The organism is Pedobacter sp. MR2016-24 (genome assembly GCF_026239655.1).
Taxonomy (GTDB): domain Bacteria; phylum Bacteroidota; class Bacteroidia; order Sphingobacteriales; family Sphingobacteriaceae; genus Pedobacter.
In genome coordinates this window covers 867013-888543 of record NZ_JAPIVO010000001.1, presented here as the reverse complement: position 1 = coordinate 888543, position 21531 = coordinate 867013, and the positions used below count along the sequence as shown (strand labels likewise).

The following is a 21531-nucleotide window of genomic DNA, read 5'->3' as shown; positions in this document are numbered from 1 at the left end:
AAAAAGTGTTAAAAGTAAAATTAGTTCAACTGTTCACTAATTTTACCGAAGCGACGCTCGCGTTTCTGGTAGTCTACAATAGCTTCAAAAAGGTCTTCTCTCCTGAAATCAGGCCATAATTTTTCAGTGAAATATAATTCGGTATAGGCCATTTGCCATAATAAGAAGTTACTGATTCTGTGTTCGCCACTGGTTCTGATCATCAGTTCCGGATCCGGCATGTCTACAGTTGTTAATTGAGAAGAAAATTTAACCTCAGTAATCTCATCAATAGTGAGCTGCTGATCCTGCACCTGTTTAGCCAGTTTTTTTGCTGCATCCAGGATCTCCCACTTGGCACTGTAACTCAAGGCAAGAGTAAGTGTGCAGGTGGTATTATTTGCAGTTTTATCCATTGCGCTTTTTAAATCTTCAATGCATTGCTGAGGTAAAGAGGCAATATCACCAATGGCATTTAACCGGATATTATTGGCATTAAGCGTGTCAGTTTCATTGTTGATAGTTGCTATAAAAAGCTCCATCAATGCATTCACTTCTTCAACAGGTCTGTTCCAGTTATCTGTAGAAAAAGCATAGATAGTAAGATATTTTATACCTATTTCAGCACATCCTTCTACAATATCTTTCACAGATAAAACTCCGCTTTCATGACCGAAAGACCTGAATTTACCTTGATTTTTCGCCCACCTGCCGTTACCATCCATGATAATGGCAATGTGCTCCGGTAAACGATTTTTATCGATTTGTTCTTTAAATCCCATGTATTTGTGCAAATATGGCTAAAATGTCTAACATTCAAAAGAATCAACATTGATTTTATAAAGATCGGCACCTATAATGCCCATTTTAATAATTTGTTAATCAAATTGTTAGTCTGCATCCCCTGAAACAAGAGGCCAAAGTTATAAGTTATTTGTTTATTTCTACCATAAATTTATACAGCTTTACAGTACGGCGGAAGCCGGCATCAAAAGGTAAAACATTTGTCGGACAGGAAGGTATATGAAATGCCTATATGGAAAAAGAAATAGGTATCTTTTTTAACAAAATCTCCCCGCTGTCCACCAGGATTCATTCTTTCCGGAAAGGCGGAAGGGTTGGACAGGTTAATCCGCTGCTGATGATCAGCGTCAACTGCACCATAAACAGCATTTAGGGGATATTTATCACCCACATCATCCAGATAATCAGAACTTACGGTGCGGTAGCCCAATTGGGAAAATAGCCCCAAACGGTCTGCAATGCGGTACTTTACGCCCACTCCATAGGGAATACTTAGCGCATAATTTTTATAGGATTTTCCTTCTGTCTCATAGTAGCGCAACTGGTATTCCTGATCCTGATAAACTGCTTTGGGATTAAATAATACACCTCCGACTCCCGTAAAAATATAAGGTGTAAAACCTTTAGTTCCACCTCCTGCAAAGTATTCAAGGAAGTTAAAGTCAACCTGCAGACTCAGTTCATTCAGAGGAGTGGAGAAATTCAGATTTCTTGCCCTGAAATCGGCATTAGCTGAAAAAGCGTCGTTGTCTTTCACTCTGCCATGATTATAATGGATGCCAATTGCCCAATACGGATCCAGGTTAGCTTTCACAAAACCACCAAAAGCAATTCCACTGAAGTCGAACGGATTAGTCTGATTTAAGTCTCCCATATAACCCGCAGCACCAACATTTACACCAACCTCCATAGTTTGTGCCTGTGAAGCAACAGTAGCCGCAATGAACAGAAAAACAGACGATAAAACCTTTATAAACCTCATCTTAATAATTACGGGTATCGATACCCCAAAGTAATTTATTCCTTAATGTAGTCAGGTAACTTTCATTATTTAACCTGATCAGGTTCACATAAAAATCAGCCTTACTAATCGTTATTTTCACAGAGCGGTCTACTGTAGCCGTTCTTGAATCACAAGATACGAGAAACTTGGTACTTCTGGCTTCCACTTCAAACCTTAAATTTACATCATCAGGAATAATGACCGGACGTACATTCAGGTTATGCGGAGCAATGGGAGTAATTACAAAATTTTGTGAACTTGGGAATATAATTGGTCCGCCGCAACTCAAAGAGTAAGCCGTGGAACCTGTAGGAGTGGCAATGATCAATCCATCTGCCCAATATGAATTGATAAACTCATCATTCATATACGCATGTATGATCATCATCGCCGTATTATCACGTCTATGAATAGTTATATCATTCAATGCGAAATTTTCTTCTCCGAAAAGATGGTGTTTGGACTCTATATTCAGCAGGCTTCTTTTATCAATAGAAAACTGTTTGTTCAGCAGGGCCTCAATAGCAGTTTTAATTTCGTTTTTATTGATACTGGCCAGAAATCCCAGTCGCCCGAAGTTGATCCCGATAACAGGAGTGCCGGATTTTCTGACCAAAGCCAGCGTATCCAGTAAGGTACCGTCGCCACCAAGGCTGATTAACACATCTGCATTATTTTCCAGGTCAAGATGGCTGGAGAAGGTCTCCAGATTAGCCGGAAGCTTTACTTTATCCTGTATAAATTCGTAATATTTGTGGTAGACCAGGGTTTGAATTTCAAACTGCTGCAAGGCATCAAATACATCCTGAACAAAAGGTAAAACGCTGTTATTAAACTCTCTACCGTATATTGCAATTTTCATTAGAATAAATTTGAATTTTTATAGGTGATGAAGCGTATATAAACCAGATTCCATACCGGAATTATATGTTTAAGTAGTTCATAAGTGAATTATACCTGTCTTCTGTACCATTATCGGTAATAGTGCTGTTAAATACAGCTTTGACCTGGTAATTATAACGTTCAAAAGAAGATATAATTCCTGAAAGCTCTGTTTTGTTGATTTTTAAAGTCACTTCTAATTTTGTGGAATCAGGGAAAGACTGTACATAAGAAGAAAGAATCTGTGCATTATCGCCTTCAACGATCTGGGCCATATGCGACAAGGAGTTGTTCCTGTTGTTAATCTCCAGCACAATGATACCACCGGGCTCTTTAACGGCATAAATCTCTGAGCTATAACTGAGTATATTGTGTACAGAAATAATTCCAAGATAGTTTTTTTTGTAGTCCAGTACAGGCACTATAGAAAGCTTCAACTGATCAAATATTCTAATGACATCATAAACATGTACATCCTGATAAACAAAAGGATTAAGAATCGTCAGTGAAAGTGCGCCGATAGCTTCTTCAGTATTCCTGATTTCCAGCAATTCGTCTTCAGCAACAATACCCAGGAACTGGGTATCATTCACTATCGGCAAATGGTATAATTTGAACTCAGCCAATCTATCCAGTGCGGTCTGTACAGAGTCAGACGTTCGCAGCGGTGGAATGGAGTTGGATATGAGTTCAGATGCAAACATTATTTCAGCAATATTCTATCTAAAAACGTGTTTAGATAAGTGATAAATTCTTCAGGACGCTCCATCATTGGTGCGTGCCCGCATTTGTCGACCCAGTTCAATTCAGAGTTCGGTAACAGCTGATGAAACTCTTCAGCAACTTCTGGTGGGGTAACCTTATCCTGTTTGCCCCAGATCAGTGAAACCGGAATAGTGATTTTCGAAAGATCCTTCGACATGTTATGACGGATAGCAGATTTTGCTAATGCCAGAATACGAATTACCCTGGACCTGTCATTCACAGACTTAAAAACTTCATCAACCAGTTCATCTGTTGCTATTGCAGGATCGTAAAAAGTAAAAGCTACCTTTTCACGAATATAATCATAACTTTCTCTTCTTGGAAATGAACCTCCAAAAGCATTTTCATATAAGCCAGAACTTCCGGTAAGCACCAGTGCTTTTACACTTTCCTGATGAGCCGCAGTAACTACCAAACCAACGTGTCCGCCTAGAGAGTTACCAATAAGCACAACCTGGCCAAGCTTTTTAAATTTAATAAATTTATGAACATACTTCGCTAGACTCTTTACACCTAAAGTAAGCAAAGGCAATTCATAAATGGGCAAAATTGGTACAAGAACATGATAACGATCTTTAAAATAATCAATTGTAGGTTCCCAGTTACTTAACTCTCCCATCAAACCATGAAGTAATACCAGGGTTTCTCCTTTTCCAGCTTCTATATAATTAAACCCGTCGTCTTCTATTACCTCGTATTTCATAATTAATTATCTGTAAGATGTGCTACTAAGTTAGTAGACTAAAGTTAAATTAAAACAATATAATGTGTTAATTTTTAAAATTTAAGCTTCACAAAAAGATAGGTAACACAATTTATGCCAATTGGGTCTTCACAATCTCAGCAATTAATTTCCCATCTGCTTTACCAGCCAGTTCTTTATTTGCAAGGCCCATCACTTTTCCCATATCTTTTACTGAAGATGCTCCGGAAGCCGTGATGATATTGGCTATTACTGCCTCTATCTCTTCTTTGCTCATTTGCTGGGGCATAAACTGACTGATAACTTCAATTTCCTCATCTTCGATAACCGCAAGATCTGCCCTTCCCTGTTGCTTGTAAATATCAGACGACTCTTTTCTTTGTTTAATTAAACGCTGAAGGATTTTCAGTTCTGCCTCTTCATCAATCTCTTCTGAACTGCCTTTTTCTGTTCTTGCCAGTAATAAAGCAGCCTTTATTGCACGGAAGCCTCTCAATTTAGCCTGATCTTTAGCCAACATGGCTTCTTTTATTTTCTGATCGATAGTAGTCGATACCATATATTTAATTTTTACTAATTTCTTTGTACTAATGTAGCTGATGCCTGCGCCGTTGGCATAATCAGCATATCATTTATATTTACATGAGCGGGGCGACTAACCACAAACCAGATCGCTTCTGCAATATCATCAGCAAGCAAAGGCTCCAGTCCCTCATAAACTTTTTTCGCTTTATCTTCATCTCCTTTAAAGCGGACCACAGAAAATTCCGTTTCCACCATTCCGGGATTAATTGCTGTTACTTTAATGCCATGAGGAAGAAGATCCATCCGCATTCCTTTATTTAGTGCATCAACCGCATGTTTTGTAGCACAGTATACATTACCGTTTGGATAAACTTCTTTACCTGCTATTGAACCGATATTGATAATGTGGCCTTTTTTATGACTCACCATCCAGCCCGATACAATCCTCGTCACATAAAGCAATCCTTTCACATTGGTGTCAATCATTGTATCCCAATCATTCGTATCACCCTTATCAATTGGATCCAAACCCTGACTCAGTCCGGCGTTATTCACCAGTACATCAACAGTCTTCCAGTCTTCTGCCAGGCTTTCCAATACTTGTGTAAGCACCGTATTATCTCTTACATCCGCAACAAGCGTTTCTACAGCAACAGCGTATTTATCCGCCAGGTGTTTTGCTATCTTAACCAGTTCATGCTCTCGTCTTGCAACTAAAATCAATCTGTATCCCTGTTGTGCAAAGGTGTGCGCACAAGCTTTCCCTATGCCCGAAGTTGCGCCAGTAATTAATGCGGTTTTCATGTGTCTGATATTAAATTCGAAATTGATCTGCAATTAAGCATTGATAGCGCAAAGCTATGATTTTTTAATGTTGCTCCATCATTCAAAAAATAAACTGAACGTAACATGACGTAACGTTAGCTTATCAATTGGCATATTATATGGATTTGGAGAATTAGTATCCAATATATTTTTTGGAGAATAGGAGAATTTTATCTCGGGAGACATTTTGAAATACTCAAAGTACAGATCCATCCCAAAGGCGGCTTCGTAAGACAGGTAACTCTTTTTGTTTTTCAGGAATTTGTATAAATAATCATTCCCCCCGTCTTCTGTCTTTTTTTTCGATGTGATATCCATTGAATACTTCGCACCATATAACATATAGGCCCTAAAGTTATTCCGCCTGTTAGATTTTATCTTGATGCCTAATGGAAATTCCACCATCGTAGCCTGTACCTTTTGGTCGATCGTACTGAAAGGCATGTTCACCGTAGTAGGCTGCACATAATCGTAAGAAATGATCCGGTCTGTGAAAACAAGAACCGGGGTTAAACGCACATCTGCATGATTACTGATCCTGCCATTGATGACAAAGCCGATCCCAAAGCCAGGTGATGATTTGCCGTAGAGGGCAGACAACGAATCTGTGAGCTGAGCACCAGTTTCCGGATCCAGGAATGGAGCTCTCCAGCCGGACTTCTTCTGGATTTTATAGAGTGAATTGGTATACTGGAAGGTAAATCCGAAATGTACCTTCTCATCATCTACACCGCCGCCCCAGTTCTGGGCCCTGGCCGCAGCAAAGATAAACGTGAACAGCACAAGAAAACTCAGTTTTATTTTCATACCTATTTATAGCTTTCGTTTTACTGTATGCTGGTTCTTTAACAAATTATTTTATACCCGTGTATATAGCACTTATTCCAAATGTTAATGGCCTGTGTTTAGTTTGAAGATAGCCTACTTTATCCATTAATTGCGTAAAAGATTTACCATCAGGAAATGCAATCACAGATTCGTTCAGATAAGTGTAAGCTCTGGCATCTTTTGAAAATAATTTACCAAAAACAGGCAGCAGATATTTAAAATAGAAGTTATAGGTCTGCTTCACGGGAAAAGCTGTTGGCTTGGAAAATTCTAAAATCACAATTTTCCCACCTGGTTTAAGTACACGCAGCATATCCGCTAATCCTTTCTCCAGATTTTCGTAATTCCTGACCCCAAAAGCCACTGTAATCGCATCAAAGTGGTTATCTTCAAAATGCAAACCCTCAGAATCACCAGTCTGCACCGAAAACACATGCTGTAAATTGCGCTCAGCGATCTTCTTACGTGCCACATCAAGCATACCCACAGAAATATCTACACCCGTAATTTTTTCAGGATTCAATATTTTTATAGCCTCAAAAGCGAAATCGCCTGTGCCGGTAGCTACATCAAGCATTACGCGTGGCCGAAGGGCACTCAGCTCTCTGATCGCTTTTTTACGCCATATGATATCAATTCCAAGAGAAAGAAAGTGATTTAAAAAGTCGTAAGTACCTGAAATATTATTGAACATAGTAGCTACCTGTTCTTTCTTTGTAATCGTCTCAGATTGGTATGGTGTTATTTTTTCGTTCATGGTGTGGAGCAAAGATAAGTATTGTTGAAAACTAATTTTCTACCTTTGTCAAATGATTATAAAATCAGCAACTTTTATTTGCAGCAACACGAAGATGGCTGCACTACCGGTAGCGAACATGCCGGAATATGCTTTTATAGGCCGTTCAAATGTAGGAAAATCTTCACTTATCAATATGCTTGTTAACCAGCATGGTCTGGCAAAAACATCGCAGAAACCTGGAAAAACGCAGTTAATCAACCATTTTCTGATTAATGAAAAATGGTATATCGTAGATTTACCCGGTTACGGTTATGCTAAAGTTTCTAAAAACAGCCGTGAAAGCTGGGAGAAATTCATCCGTAATTACATCACAAAAAGAGAAAGTTTACAGTGTGTATTTGTTTTAATTGACAGCAGAATACCACCGCAAAAGATTGATATTGAGTTTTGCTGCTGGATGGGAGAGATTCAGATTCCCTTTGTTCTGGCCTTTACGAAGACAGATAAACAGTCGCCCTCAAAAACAAATCAGAATATCGCGCTTTTTAAGAAGGAATTATCTGGCTGGTTTGAAGAAGTACCACCAACATTCACCACTTCCTCAGAAAAAGGAATAGGAAAAGAGGAGATTTTGAATTTCATTGAGCAGACGAACCTGGATTTCGCCATGCCGATACTTACGCCTAACGATAACAGCTAATTATAAAACCTGCATCATAAGGCCTTAATAACCCTTATTTATGTGCAGGTCTTGCTCATCAAAAGAATATATTAATGAAAAAGTACTTCTCGCTTGTGCTGTTTGCACATTCAGTTTTTGCACTCCCCTTTGCAATGATAGGCTTCTTCCTGGGAGTAACGACTACTGATCATCCTTTCAACTGGCTGCTGCTGGTTCTGGTATTGCTGTGTATGGTATTTGCCCGTAACGCAGCAATGGCCTTTAACAGGTATCTGGACAGAGACATTGATGCGAAAAACCCGCGTACACAAATGCGTGATATTCCGGCAGGAAAGGTGTCTGCAAATTCGGCACTTATTTTTGTGATTGTCAATTGTATACTCTTTGTAGCCACAACTGCCTTCATTAACTCCCTTTGCCTTTATCTTTCACCAGTAGCGCTATTTGTAGTTTTATTTTACAGCTATACCAAAAGATTTACTGCGCTATGTCACCTGGTACTTGGTCTGGGTTTATCACTTGCACCAATAGGTGCTTATATCGCTGTTACAGGCCAGTTTAATATTGTTCCTGTGCTGTACTCCTTTGCGGTATTATTCTGGGTAAGCGGATTTGATATTATCTATGCGCTCCAGGATGAAGAATTTGATAAAGGAGAGCAGCTGCACTCCATCCCTTCCGCACTCGGGAGAAAAAAAGCACTGCGCCTTTCTGAATTCCTTCACGTTTTCTCTGCTTTATGTGTGATATTGCCTATTTTCTTCACTACATTCAGCTGGGCTTATTATCTGGGAGTAGCTTTCTTCTGCTCTATGCTTATTTATCAGCACCTGCTGGTAAAACCTAATGATATCAGTAAAGTAAATCGTGCATTTCAGACATCAAACGGCATTGCTTCGGTAGTTTTTGCTGTCTGTTTTTTACTGGATGCCTTTTTAAGAACTTATTTAAAATTCTAAACCTCATGATTAATCTTATCATCCCTAAAAAAACCAGAACCTATATACCACAAACCATAGAAATGAAATGGGACAACCTTTCACCTATACTGGACGAGTTGTTAAACCGCGAGATCAATAGCGTACAAGAGCTGGAAAAATGGTTAAAAGATAAAAGTGAACTGGAAGCAGCACTGGAAGAAGATTTTGCATGGAGATATATCCGGATGAGTTGCGATACCGCAAATGAAGACCTAGTACAAAAATTCCAGTATTTTGCTACCGAAATTGAACCGAAAATTTCTCCTGTAGCCAACCTGCTCAATAAGAAACTGATTGCGAGCGAATTTGCAGAAGAACTGGATCAGGAAAAATACTTTGTATACCTGCGTGCCATTAGAAAGTCGCTGGAAATTTACAGGGAAGAAAACGTAGCGCTGTTTACCAAATTACAGGTAGCACAACAAAGATATCAGTCTACAACAGGTGCAATGAGCGTGGTGCTGAATGACCAGGAATATACGCTGGAACAAGCCTCAAATTTCATAAAAGATATCAGCAGAGCCGTTCGTCAGCAGGCCTGGGAAACCATACAGCAACGGCGTCTGGTAGATAAAGACGCATTGAATATATTGTTCGACGAACTCATCGTAATGCGCCATCAGGTAGCATTAAATGCTGGGTTTGAAAACTACAGAGATTACATGTTCCAGGCCCTGGGCAGATTCGATTATGATGTTAAGGATTGTTACGAATTCCATGAAGCTATTGAAAAGGAAATTGTTCCCCTATTAAAAGAACAGGCAGAAAAAAGAGCAGAGTTATTAGGACTGGAAGAATTAAAGCCATGGGATATGGAAGTGAGTACTTCCGGCAAACCAGCACTTAAACCGTTTAAAAACGGTGAAGAACTGATTGATAAAACCATTACAGCCTTCACCTCGATTGACCCTAAACTGGGACAAATGCTGAATACCATGAAGGCGAATAACCTTTTTGATGTAGAAAGCAGAAAAGGTAAAGCTCCGGGCGGATACAATTACCCGCTTGCAGAAACCGGCGCTCCATTTATCTTCATGAACTCTGCGGGATCGTTGAGAGACCTGACGACAATGGTTCACGAAGGTGGTCATGCTGTGCATACTTTTCTAACGGCAAACCTGGAGCTGAACGACTTTAAACATTGCCCGTCTGAAGTTGCCGAACTTGCTTCGATGAGCATGGAATTAATTTCAATGGATCAGTGGCCGGTTTATTTTGACAATGAAGGCGACCTGATCCGTGCAAAAAAAGAACAATTGCTTGATGTATTAAAAACATTACCATGGGTAGCCGTAATTGATCAGTTTCAGCACTGGATTTATACCAATCCTTCCCATAATGCGGCCGACAGAGAAGAGGCTTTCAAACAAATCTATAACCGTTTTGGTGCTGGTTTCGCAAACTGGGATGGATTAGAACATGAATTTGGTAACGTATGGCAAAAACAACTACACCTTTTTGAGGTTCCTTTTTACTATATTGAGTATGCCATTGCGCAGCTTGGTGCAATAGCAATATGGAAAAACTACAAGGAAAACCCGGAGAAAGCCTTACAGCAGTACCTGGATGCCCTGGCATTAGGCTATACAAAACCAATGAACGAAATATATGAAACTGCAGGTATCAAATTTGATTTCAGCAGCAGCTATATTAAGGATTTAGCGTTATTTGTAAAAGATGAACTCGCTAAACTAGACTAGTTTTAATAGTATTTTTATAATTTAGGCGAAAAACCACCCCAATTGCTAATTATGTTTGAGAATCTTTTCCGAAAAAAGTCAATTACTAAAATACTGGAAGATGCAGAAAAAGGCTACGGCGATCATGCATCTTTGAATAAAACACTTGGTGTTAGAGATCTGACTGCATTCGGAATTGCTGCAATTATAGGTGCCGGAATTTTCAGTACTATCGGAAAAGCGAGTGCAGACGGTGGCCCCGCAGTGATATTCTTATTTATTTTTACCGCTATCGCCTGTAGTTTCGCCGCTTTTGCCTATGCTGAGTTCGCCTCTATGGTTCCGGTTTCAGGAAGTGCATATACTTACTCTTACGTAGCATTTGGAGAACTTGTTGCATGGATCATAGGCTGGTCACTCATTATGGAGTATGCTATTGGCAATATTACCGTAGCCATTTCCTGGTCCGATTATTTCACGGGTTTGTTATCCTCCATACATATACCCGCATTGGGCATTGACGGAATTCATCTGCCCGACTGGATGACGATGGACTACCTTACCGCATTTAACGGACATACCCATGCAGATGCCCTGATGAATGCCGGAAAAAGTTCCGCTAATCTGGATGATGCAACGCGTATTGCAAATAATGCATGGGTTACAGCTCCCCGAATTGGTGATTTTCATATTGTTGCAGATTTACCTGCGCTGGGTATTATCATACTCATCACCTGGCTGGTTTACAGGGGGATGAAAGAGTCTAAAAACGCAAGTAACGCAATGGTAATTGTTAAACTAGCTGTGATTCTGCTGGTACTTGCTGTAGGGGTCTTTTATATCGACACTAAAAACTGGAATCCATTTGCACCTAACGGAGCCTCTGGCGTCCTGAAAGGTGTTTCAGCTGTATTCTTTGCTTATATAGGTTTTGATGCAATATCCACAACTGCTGAGGAATGCAAAAACCCGCAAAAAGATTTGCCGAGAGGAATGATGTGGGCAATTATTATTTGTACCGTTTTATATGTCGCCATTGCGTTGGTACTGACTGGTATTGTGAGATACGACCTGCTTGCTGTGGGTGATCCGCTGGCATTCGTATTTGACCAGATTGATCTTAAATTGATGAGCGGAATAATCGCAGTGAGTGCGGTCTTCGCTATGGCGAGTGTACTACTTGTTTTTCAAATGGGGCAGCCACGTATATGGATGAGTATGAGTCGTGATGGTCTGCTGCCAAAAAGATTCTCGAAAATACACCCCGTGTATAAAACACCTTCCTTCGCCACAATTGTAGTTGGATTTGTAGTTGCCGTTCCTTCCCTGTTCATGAACCTTACCATTGTTACTGATCTTTGTTCTATAGGAACACTCTTTGCCTTTGTATTGGTATGTGCGGGTGTTCTGGTATTACAGAACAAGCCAAATATTCAGCGTGGTAAGTTCAGGATTCCCTACGCAAATTCTAAATACATTATCCCTGTTGTATTTCTTGCTTTAATTATTGCCGGATTTACCGTGCTTAAATCACAGACAACTGACTTTATTACCAATAAAGCGAAAGTTCATGATCCGATCAGTTTTATTACCTCTCTGAATTCAGCAGAACTAAGTAGTGTGCAGACGCAGATTAAAAACGAGCAGCAACAAGTTAATGTAATTGAGAAAAACATTGATACAGAAGCTTATCTAAACGGATTGAGTGCAGCACAGTACCAAAGTTTCATTGAAAGAAGCACAGTAAGTCCGGATAAAAAATTCGAAAGCGGCTGGGGATTATTTAAGCATAAAATACCCATGTGGATATTCTTCTTTATCTGCGTTGTCATTACCTATTATTGCATCACTAAAAACTTATCACTTATCCCTGTGCTCGGTCTGCTGAGCTGTTTGTACATGATGTGCGAGTTGGGTATATCAAACTGGATAGGGTTCGGCATCTGGCTGATCGTCGGACTGATTGTTTATTTCCTTTATGGTTTTAAACACAGTAAGCTGAATGAGAAAAACATTGCTTAAACAATAAAAGCAGTTTTATGAAATCCTGGTATCCATTTGCTAATTTGTAAATGGATACCAGGATTTATGCTTTGCAGAAAATCGATGTGATTCTTATTGATACCAAAGAACCTGTATAACTATTGAAGGATAAGACACTATACAGGCAGCCTGTTCAGCTCTATATCATCAGGTGTAACAAATATCAGCGGAACCTTTTCCACATCCACATAACTGGAATCCAGACCAAAGCTTCTTTCTTCAGACAAACTCAGCTTTTTCAGCACAAAATAATAATGCATAATTGTCCTTTCGTAGAAGCTGAGCTTTGAAAATTTAGACAAATGTTTTTCCAGTATCACGAACCTGAAATCACCAGCAATTTTGTGTTTGTTCAAAGATTTATACTGACTCGTGATATCCACCTCTCCATTCTTTACCAGCTCTTCAATTACCTTTCTATACAACAGGTTCACGCGCTGTTCTACTCTGAAGCCTAATCTGAAATCTATCCGTATCAGCTTGCCAGGTATTAAAAACTCAACCTTGTAATCCAGTGTGAAAGGTTCATCTACCACGTCAACATGTACCAGCCAATAAATATCCGCCCTCTTCGGCTCCTTCTGAATGATGGAATAAATGATCTTCGATTCTATCTCCGTTTTAAAATTAGCACTGGTAAGATAGACGAGCTGTGAAGAATATTTTGGGACAGTCTCATCTTCGCTGAGTTCAGAAATGATCTGAAAATAGTCTTCAATCTCTACATATTTAACAAAGCGGTTCTTGATTTTTCTGGATACAAACCAGCTCCACATCACGGTAAACAATGCAGCGCCGATAAGCAGGGTCACAAAACCGCCATGCAGGAATTTAGTCATATTACCTACCAAAAATGAAAGCTCAAGCAAACCGTATACGATCAGGAAGATCAGTATGGCATATCTTGGCACTTTCTTTATCCGCATATATACAGCAACCAATATCGTTGTCGCCAAAAATGTCATATTAATGGCTAAACCATAGGCCCCCTCCATGTTGATTGATTTTTCGAAAATCAGCACTACACCTATACAGCCGGCGCAAAGTAACCAGTTGATGGACGGAACGTAAATCTGCCCTTTTTGGTTGCTTGGATAATTGATTCTTACTTTCGGCCATAAATTTAGTCTCACCGCTTCTGAAATCAGTGTGAAGGAACCCGTAATCATAGCCTGACTGGCAATGATTGCTGCAACTGTAGCCAGGGCTACCATAGAGAGCAAATAAGGAGCAGGCACAATCTCATAAAAGGGGTTTAAACTGCTATCGTAATGCGGGTGCTGCAGCAACCATACCCCCTGCCCAAGATAGTTGATGATCAGTGTGGCTTTAACAAAGATCCAGCTGATGCGGATATTGTTCCTGCCACAGTGTCCCAGATCAGAATATAAAGCTTCTGCACCAGTAGTACATAAAAATACTCCTCCAAGTATCACCAGTGCCATTGGATTTGTAAAAATTAAATGTGCAGCATAATAAGGGTTAAGTGCTTTCAAAATGCTAAAATCCTGCACCACATAACTAATCCCCAGCACACCCAGTGCGGTAAACCATAAAAACATAATTGGTCCGAATAACTTGCCCACAAGACTGGTACCGAACTGTTGTATAATGAATAACAGGGTGATAATTGAGATGACGATAGGGATAACGCTTACGGATGGAAACTTAACCTGCAATCCTTCTATTGCGGTAGTTACAGTAATACTTGGTGTAATAATACCATCTGCCAGCAATGCGCAGCCACCAATTACAGCGGGAACTACGAGCCATTTGGCTTTCTTGCGAACCAGGGAGTATAAGGAAAATATCCCCCCCTCCCCTTTATTATCAGCCCGGAGTAATCAGCACATATTTAATGGTAGTCTGCAAAGTCAGCGTCCAGATAATACATGAAAGTGAACCCAATACAACTAATGGTGTGATGGCTTGATGCCCCTGATCAACAGTATTGAATATAGCTCGGAGCGTATAGAGCGGAGAGGTACCAATATCACCATAAACTATTCCCAGACTAATCAGCAGTCCCGCTGCAGAAAGTTTATTCAGGTTTTTATGTTCAGACACGTTAATAAAATATGATTAAAAGGTAAACAAATAGATGCCTGCAAATGAAACTCCAGGAATGGAACCGCATTTAACAACCACTCATTAACACTCACAACTGTTAAATTGTGTTAAATATTGCCCAGGCAAGAAAATGTTTAATTTTTTCGGGGAATTATTTCTACTTTTGTTCCGGAAGTATGAATATAAAAACTAAAACGGTCTCGCTTATATATGTCTTTTGCATGATATGCATCAGTATATGTTGCAATTCCGCTGTTTTTGCCCAACGTTCTGATAGTATTACCAATAATTCGAAATATAAAAGGATCGTAAAAACTCCCCAGATTAAAGGCGATGTACCCTCTTACAGGCCTAATTATACTCCGGGATCCAATTTCACCCCTTATAACAGTGTTGCTGCTCACGGTAAAAACGGAGGAAAATCAGATAAAGTACTTTCGGTTTTAAAAGTTTATCCGAATCCTGTGGATGACCAGATCAATCTGGTATTACGTCTGGAAAGGGAATCCAATATTTCCATTAAAATAATGGACCTGTTAGGAAATGAAGTGGTAACACTTGCAAATGAACGTCTTTCATCTGGTGAACAGACAAAAACCTTCACTATTCCAAACCGTTTAAACAGTGGTATCTATTTTCTTAGAATAGTTACAGGCTCAGAAACAGTGGTAAAACGTATTTCTGTTTTATAACTTATATCAGCATTCACCATTATTTATTACTTTTATCGCTATGAAAGTAATTGCTATTGGCCGCAACTATGCCGCACACGCTAAAGAATTAAACAATCCGCTCCCTTCAAGCCCTGTTATATTTTTAAAACCTGATACGGCTGTATTGAAGGATAATAAACCATTTTACATTCCCGAATTTTCGTCTGATATCCATTATGAGCTTGAGGTAGTACTCAAAGTATGTAAGGAAGGTAAACATATAGCAGAGAAATTTGCAGGCAATTATTTTGATGAAATAGGCCTGGGTATTGACTTCACCGCAAGAGATATCCAGACGGTACATAAAGAAAAAGGATTGCCCTGGGAATTAGCTAAAGCATTTGACAATTCTGCAGCAATCAGTCATTTTATACCTAAAGATCAGATTGCCGACTTAAAAGACCTGCAGTTTGAACTGAAAATTAACAACGAAACAAGACAAAACGGAAATACGAAGAATATCTTATTCTCATTCGAAAAGATCATTGCATTTGTATCCCAGTACATCACTTTGAAAAAAGGTGATCTCATTTTCACAGGAACCCCTGAGGGTGTTGGTCAGGTACACCAGGGTGATAAACTCGAAGCATGGATGGCTGGTGAACAATTTTTAAATTTTGATATAAAATAAGGTAAATGATTAAACGAGGTCTCCTCCTGATTTTTTTAACAACGCTTACGCTTGGTGCCCTGGCACAACAGATTTTTAGTACAAATAAATATCCACTGGTAGATTTCAGGTCGCCCTTAGATATCATTCCCCCTGCATTAGCTGGTTCTTTTGGTGAATTAAGACCTAATCATTTTCACTCCGGAATAGATTTCCGTACCAACCAGCGTGAAGGATATCCTGTATATGCTATAGCAGATGGATACATCTCCCGTTTAAGGGTTCAGAACAGCGGATTCGGGTTGGCCTTGTATATCAATCATCCCAATGGTTTTACTTCAGTATACGGTCACCTTTCCAGGTTTGCACCCAAAACTGCACAAAGGGTGAAAGCACTGGAATACGAGAAGAAAACGTTCGAGCTGGATGAATTTCCGGATGCAGATCTTCTACCGGTACATAAAGGTGATATCATTGCTTACTCCGGAAACAGAGGAAGCTCCGGGGGGCCACATTTACATTTTGAAATCAGGGATACGAAAACAGAGAGCACCATTAACCCTCAGCTGTTTGGTATTCAGATTCCTGATAATATCCCGCCGGTCATTTACTCATTGTATGTGTATAAGCTGAATAAAAAACCATTCAATGAATTCACACCTAAACAGTATTTCCAGGTAACAGGTGCCAATGGAAATTACAAAATAAATAGTCCTCATCTCAGCATAAGTGGTGAGACAGGATTTGGAATCACAGTAACGGATAAACATAACGGCGCGTCGGGCACAAATGGTGTGTATTCGATAGAGCTGGAAGTGGACGGCAAAATAGTATTTACCTCTTCGCTGGAAAGATTTTCATTTGAAAACAGTAAAGCGATTAATTCACATATCGATTACCCTGCCTTCCTGAGTACTAAAAGAAGTATTCAGAAAAGCTTTGTCGATCCGGGGAATCCATTGCAAATCTATAGTCGCCTGATCAATAATGGAAGGATTGAGTTGAATGACCTTAATATTCACCAGGTGAGGTATATCGTTACAGATGCTAAAGGCAATAAAAGTATTCTGCCCTTCAGGGTACAGTCAGATGGTAAATCTGTAATCAGCACACCTGATCAGCCTGACGGAATTCCATTCTCTTATGCCATAGAGAATGAATTTAGTGCCGATGGAGTAAAAGTTGTATTGCCTAAAGGTACTTTGTATAACGATTTTAACTTTGTTTACAAGGTAAAGCCCAGGCCTTTAAAGGGTGCGTATTCACAAATCTACCAACTGCATAATAATTATACACCTTTGCATGTTGGATTCAATTTATGGATTAAGCCTGATGCAGGTCTGGGAAGTCTGGCCGAAAAGGCAGTAATTGTAAGTACGGGTGGTTCATCTCAGGGCGGAGTAATGGAAAATGGCTACATCAGGGCCACGCCAAGAAATTTTGGCAGCTATTATATTGCTGTAGATACCATCTCCCCGTCAATTATCCCCATGAACATTGCTGATGGTAAAAATATGGCTGGAATCTCGAGAATGAATTTTAAAATTCGTGATAACCTGTCAGGCATTAAGAGTTTTAATGGTTACATTGACGGCAAATGGGTATTGATGGAGTTCGACACCAAAACTGCGACACTATGGCATACTTTCGATGACCTTACCAGTACAGGTAAACATCAGCTGAAACTGGTAGTTGAGGACATGAAAGGAAATGCCAAAACATATTCAATAACTTTTTATAAATAGAAAAGATGAGCGATTTAAAAGAAGGCCAGAAAGCGCCTGAGTTTACTGCTGCAGATCAGGATGGCAATACAGTCACACTTAGCCAGTTTTCAGGAAAAAAAGTAGTATTATATTTTTATCCCAAAGATGATACGCCCGGATGCACAGCAGAGGCATGCGACTTCAGGGATAATTACCAGGGACTAATAGCAAAAGGCATCATTGTGCTCGGCGTAAGTACTGATGACGAAAAATCACACCAGAAGTTTGTAGCTAAACACAGCCTGCCTTTTACTTTACTGGCAGATACAGACAAAAAGATTGTGGAGGCTTATGGTGTATGGGGCGAAAAAAACATGTACGGGAAAAAGTATATGGGGACAAACCGTACAACGTTCATCATAGATGAAGCCGGCAATATCTTACATGTGATTAAAAAGGTAGACAGCAAAAGTCCAACGGCACAGGTGCTGGGATTATTAGAAAATTAAATAAAAAAAGATCACAAGCCCCCTTTCCAGGCTTATTATCAACTATAAATGGCAACAATATGATAAGGCGGTACTTGGAATATATTATATTTGTTAGCATTAGTTAAACAATCCAAATTTTAATGAAACATACAATTAATGAGTTAGAGGACATTGTTTCTCAGGTAAGAAGAGATATAGTAAGAATGGTACACAGCTGTCAATCTGGCCACCCTGGTGGATCATTAGGCTGCGCTGAATTTATGACTGCGTTATATTTCGAAACGATGAACCATTCCAGCGACTTCAAAATGGATGGTGCTGGTGAAGATATATTCTTCCTTTCAAATGGCCATATTTCTCCTGTATTTTACAGTGTTTTAGCCCGATCAGGTTACTTCGAAACAAGTGAGCTTGCTACTTTCAGAAAGCTGAATTCACGTGTACAGGGTCACCCTACAACGCATGAAGGATTACCAGGTATCAGAATCGCTTCCGGATCTTTAGGTCAGGGTATGTCTGTTGCTATCGGTGCAGCATTAACTAAGAAACTGAATAAAGACCATTCATTAGTGTTTACACTTCATGGTGACGGAGAATTGCAGGAAGGTCAGAACTGGGAAGCAATCATGTTTGCACCACATAATAAAGTAGATAACCTGATCTCTACAATCGACTATAATGGTCAGCAAATCGATGGCCCGACAGAAAAAATATTATCTCTTGAAAATCTGCAAACTAAGTTCGAAGCTTTCGGCTGGCATGTAATCACTTCAAATGGTAATAATATGGAAGATATTGTTAAAACGCTTGAATACGCAAAATCTCTTACTGGCAAAGGAAAACCAATTTTAAATTTAATGAGCACACAAATGGGCTACGGTGTAGACTTTATGGTTGGCTCACATAAATGGCATGGTACTGCTCCAAATGATGAACAGCTAGCTTCAGCATTAAGCCAGAATAAAGAAACACTAGGAGATTATTAATATAGTTAACAAAAAGAGATAGTGGGTTTGCATGAGGATGAAATGTCCATAATAGCTTCATTACCTTTAAAATCATAAGTAACTAATGAAACCATCGCGGGCATACAGCTCAAACAGCAACAAAAAATGCTCCCGATAGCTTCATTACCTTTAAAATCATAAGCAACTAATGAAACCATCGCGGGCATACAGCTCAAACAGCAACAAAAAATGCTCCCGATAGCTTCATTACCTTTAAAATCATAAGCAACTAATGAAAAAATATACATATACAGAAAAGAAAGATACCCGTTCTGGTTTCGGTGTTGGTTTACATGAAGCCGGTCAGAAAAATCCTGATGTCGTAGCACTATGTGCCGACTTAAAAGGATCATTAAAAATGGATGCTTTTGCTAACGACTTTCCAGAGCGATTTGTACAGGTTGGTATTGCTGAAGCGAACATGATAGGTATTGCAGCAGGTATGACTATTGGTGGTAAAATTCCATTTACCGGTACTTTCGCCAACTTTTCAACAGGCAGGGTTTATGACCAGATCAGACAATCTGTAGCTTACTCCAACAAAAATGTAAAAATCTGTGCTTCACACGCGGGATTGACGTTAGGAGAAGATGGTGCTACACACCAGATCCTTGAAGATATAGGCCTGATGAAAATGCTTCCTGGCATGGTTGTTATTAATCCATGTGATTATAACCAGACTAAGGCAGCTACTTTAGCCATTGCAGAATATGAAGGACCGGTTTACCTGCGTTTTGGCAGACCAGCCATTCCTGTTTTTACTGATCCGGATCAAAAATTCGAAATCGGGAAAGCCTGGATGGTAAATGAAGGTACTGATGTAACTATTGTTGCTACAGGACACATGGTTTGGAAAGCAATTGAAGCCGGAGAACAATTAGCAGAATTAGGAATTGATGCTGAAATTATTAATATTCACACCATTAAACCGTTAGATGAAGAGGCGATTTTAAAATCACTTAAAAAAACCGGTTGTGTGGTTACTTGTGAAGAACATAATAAATTTGGTGGATTAGGAGAGAGTGTTGCACGTTTACTATCTACAGAGCTTCCTTCACCGCAAGAGTTTGTGGCAGTAAATGACAGTTTTGGCGAGAGTGGTACGCCTGATGAACTAATGACAAAATACGGTTTGGATACAATTAACATTGTTGAAGCAGCTCAAAAAGTAATAAAAAGAAAGAAATAATTGATGAAGCAGGTTGAAGACGAAGAAATTTTAGCATTGTTCGCTGTAGAGCGGACGCGTAATGAAGCCTTTAACCTGCTTATATCAAAATATCAGGAGAAGATTTACTGGCATGTACGCAGGCTTGTAATTGACCATGATGATGCAGACGACCTGGTTCAGGAAGTCTTTATCAAAGTATGGAAAAACCTGGAAAAATTCCGCAGCGACTCGAAGCTGTATACCTGGATTTACCGTATTGCTACCAATGAATCCATCACGTTTCTGAATAAAAAGAAACAACAAAACAATACGCCCTTTGATGAAGTTTCCGAAGAATTAGCTGAAAGCCTGGTGGCTTCATCGTATTTTAACGGTGATAAAATTCAAATGAAATTGCAACAGGCATTGCTTACCCTACCGGAAAAGCAGCGTCTGATATTTAACATGAAATATTTTGATGATCTCAAATATGACGAGATTTCTGAAATACTGGGCACATCAGTAGGTGCCTTAAAAGCATCTTTTCATATAGCCGTAAAAAAAATTGAAGTTTTTATGCTAAATGAAGACATTACCTTTTAAACCTTTTGGCATTAATTCAATCAATATATCGTAACATTTTAAATTTAAAGGCTAAGTCCTTTTGATTTCATTATAAATTCAAAAACAATGACAACGGATGTAGAAAATAACGAATGGAAAGCAGAGGCTCCTTATCTTGCGGGTTTGCCTAAAGTGAACCCATTTGATATTCCTGAACAGTATTTTAACTCACTTTCCTCTTCTATAAGCATTACTGTATACACAGAAAGACTTAAGGAGCAGATAAAGGAGACTGGCTTTACTGTGCCGGAAAACTACTTCGGTGAGCTTAGGGAATTAATTTCTTTACAGACCAACAGTACACATATACTTAATGTCGTACCTAAGCAAAATGGTTATAGTACGCCCGATTCCTATTTTCAAAAATTACAGGCCAATATTTTAGCGAAAACGGTAGAAGAAGTTAAACCGGCAGTGCAGCAGACGAGAATGGTAAAGTTATGGCATTCAGACCTGTTAAAATACGCATCAGCTGCATGTTTTATTTTGGTAACTGCTTTTGGATTATACCTGAATCAGCAAAGTTTTACGGAAGAATCCAAAAAAACAGAATTAGCTAATGAGCAGATGTTATATGATATAGACGAGCAGGATATCATTGATCACGTTCAGGGAAATGATGCTGAAGAGCAAATTCCTGTTCTTAACGTAGCCAGTCAGGCCGAGCTTGAAACGTACATTCTAAACAACTATTCTCAAAACGATCTTTCCTCAAATCTATAG

21 protein-coding genes and 1 pseudogene are annotated in these 21531 nt (G+C 39.4%); 12 read left to right on the top strand and 10 right to left on the bottom strand.

The window, feature by feature from the left end:
• Positions 1–20: 20 nt before the first annotated feature.
• The 9 genes from OQX62_RS04005 to ubiE all read right to left on the bottom strand — a co-directional run bounded on the left by OQX62_RS04005 (position 21) and on the right by ubiE (position 7071).
• Complete coding sequence (locus tag OQX62_RS04005; protein WP_265830102.1) at positions 21–761, bottom strand: isoprenyl transferase; 741 nt, start codon at positions 759–761, stop codon at positions 21–23.
• A 206-nt stretch (positions 762–967) separates the two neighbouring features.
• Positions 968–1765 (bottom strand): DUF6089 family protein, encoded by a 798-nt coding sequence (locus tag OQX62_RS04000; protein WP_265830101.1) that lies wholly within the window; start codon positions 1763–1765, stop codon positions 968–970.
• Between the two features lies 1 nt (position 1766).
• Positions 1767–2648 (bottom strand): NAD kinase, encoded by an 882-nt coding sequence (locus OQX62_RS03995; RefSeq protein ID WP_265830100.1) that lies wholly within the window; start codon positions 2646–2648, stop codon positions 1767–1769.
• 61 nt (positions 2649–2709) lie between these two features.
• Complete coding sequence (locus OQX62_RS03990) at positions 2710–3372, bottom strand: CBS domain-containing protein (protein WP_265830099.1); 663 nt, start codon at positions 3370–3372, stop codon at positions 2710–2712.
• Positions 3372–4136 (bottom strand): alpha/beta fold hydrolase, encoded by a 765-nt coding sequence (locus tag OQX62_RS03985; protein ID WP_265830098.1) that lies wholly within the window; start codon positions 4134–4136, stop codon positions 3372–3374. Before OQX62_RS03985 ends, OQX62_RS03990 begins: the two co-directional genes overlap by 1 nt.
• Before the next feature lie 112 nt (positions 4137–4248).
• On the bottom strand, positions 4249–4695 hold the full coding sequence (locus tag OQX62_RS03980; protein WP_265830097.1) for a GatB/YqeY domain-containing protein: 447 nt from the start codon (positions 4693–4695) through the stop codon (positions 4249–4251).
• Positions 4696–4709: 14 nt separating this feature from the next.
• Entirely contained in the window at positions 4710–5465 is a 756-nt protein-coding gene (locus OQX62_RS03975) for an SDR family NAD(P)-dependent oxidoreductase (protein ID WP_265830096.1), read from the bottom strand.
• Positions 5466–5543: 78 nt separating this feature from the next.
• On the bottom strand, positions 5544–6293 hold the full coding sequence (locus OQX62_RS03970) for an outer membrane beta-barrel protein (RefSeq protein WP_265830095.1): 750 nt from the start codon (positions 6291–6293) through the stop codon (positions 5544–5546).
• A 46-nt stretch (positions 6294–6339) separates the two neighbouring features.
• Positions 6340–7071, bottom strand: a complete 732-nt coding sequence (gene ubiE, locus OQX62_RS03965) for a bifunctional demethylmenaquinone methyltransferase/2-methoxy-6-polyprenyl-1,4-benzoquinol methylase UbiE (protein ID WP_265830094.1) — start codon at positions 7069–7071, stop codon at positions 6340–6342.
• A gap of 52 nt (positions 7072–7123) precedes the next feature.
• Between ubiE and yihA the strand changes: the two genes are divergently transcribed.
• The 4 genes from yihA (at position 7124) to OQX62_RS03945 (ending at position 12416) form a co-directional block, all read left to right on the top strand.
• A complete protein-coding gene (gene yihA, locus OQX62_RS03960) occupies positions 7124–7753 on the top strand; it encodes a ribosome biogenesis GTP-binding protein YihA/YsxC (RefSeq protein ID WP_265830093.1) in 630 nt (209 codons plus the stop codon).
• A 74-nt stretch (positions 7754–7827) separates the two neighbouring features.
• Positions 7828–8694 (top strand): UbiA-like polyprenyltransferase, encoded by an 867-nt coding sequence (locus tag OQX62_RS03955; RefSeq protein WP_265830092.1) that lies wholly within the window; start codon positions 7828–7830, stop codon positions 8692–8694.
• Between the two features lie 5 nt (positions 8695–8699).
• Positions 8700–10415 carry a M3 family oligoendopeptidase gene (locus OQX62_RS03950; RefSeq protein WP_265830091.1) on the top strand — a complete coding sequence of 572 codons (1716 nt, stop codon included), beginning with the start codon at positions 8700–8702 and terminating at the stop codon, positions 10413–10415.
• Positions 10416–10466: 51 nt separating this feature from the next.
• Entirely contained in the window at positions 10467–12416 is a 1950-nt protein-coding gene (locus OQX62_RS03945; protein WP_265830090.1) for an amino acid permease, read from the top strand.
• A gap of 137 nt (positions 12417–12553) precedes the next feature.
• Here OQX62_RS03945 and OQX62_RS03940 read toward each other — a convergent pair.
• Positions 12554–14504, bottom strand: a pseudogene (locus OQX62_RS03940) (KUP/HAK/KT family potassium transporter).
• Positions 14505–14728: 224 nt separating this feature from the next.
• Between OQX62_RS03940 and OQX62_RS03935 the strand changes: the two are divergent.
• From OQX62_RS03935 to OQX62_RS03900, 8 genes are all read left to right on the top strand, one after another.
• A complete protein-coding gene (locus OQX62_RS03935) occupies positions 14729–15199 on the top strand; it encodes a T9SS type A sorting domain-containing protein (protein WP_265830089.1) in 471 nt (156 codons plus the stop codon).
• A 40-nt stretch (positions 15200–15239) separates the two neighbouring features.
• Positions 15240–15851: a fumarylacetoacetate hydrolase family protein gene (locus OQX62_RS03930; RefSeq protein ID WP_265830088.1), complete on the top strand. Its 612-nt coding sequence runs from the start codon at positions 15240–15242 to the stop codon at positions 15849–15851.
• A 5-nt stretch (positions 15852–15856) separates the two neighbouring features.
• Complete coding sequence (locus OQX62_RS03925; protein ID WP_265830087.1) at positions 15857–17575, top strand: M23 family metallopeptidase; 1719 nt, start codon at positions 15857–15859, stop codon at positions 17573–17575.
• A gap of 5 nt (positions 17576–17580) precedes the next feature.
• Positions 17581–18045 (top strand): thioredoxin-dependent thiol peroxidase, encoded by a 465-nt coding sequence (gene bcp / locus OQX62_RS03920; protein ID WP_265830086.1) that lies wholly within the window; start codon positions 17581–17583, stop codon positions 18043–18045.
• Between the two features lie 122 nt (positions 18046–18167).
• Positions 18168–19013, top strand: a complete 846-nt coding sequence (locus tag OQX62_RS03915; RefSeq protein WP_265830085.1) for a transketolase — start codon at positions 18168–18170, stop codon at positions 19011–19013.
• A 253-nt stretch (positions 19014–19266) separates the two neighbouring features.
• The gene (locus OQX62_RS03910; protein WP_265830084.1) at positions 19267–20223 is read left to right on the top strand and encodes a transketolase family protein; all 957 of its coding nucleotides are present in this window, start codon (positions 19267–19269) and stop codon (positions 20221–20223) included.
• Between the two features lie 3 nt (positions 20224–20226).
• Positions 20227–20787 carry an RNA polymerase sigma factor gene (locus OQX62_RS03905; RefSeq protein WP_265830083.1) on the top strand — a complete coding sequence of 187 codons (561 nt, stop codon included), beginning with the start codon at positions 20227–20229 and terminating at the stop codon, positions 20785–20787.
• A gap of 87 nt (positions 20788–20874) precedes the next feature.
• Positions 20875–21531 (top strand): hypothetical protein, encoded by a 657-nt coding sequence (locus OQX62_RS03900; protein ID WP_265830082.1) that lies wholly within the window; start codon positions 20875–20877, stop codon positions 21529–21531.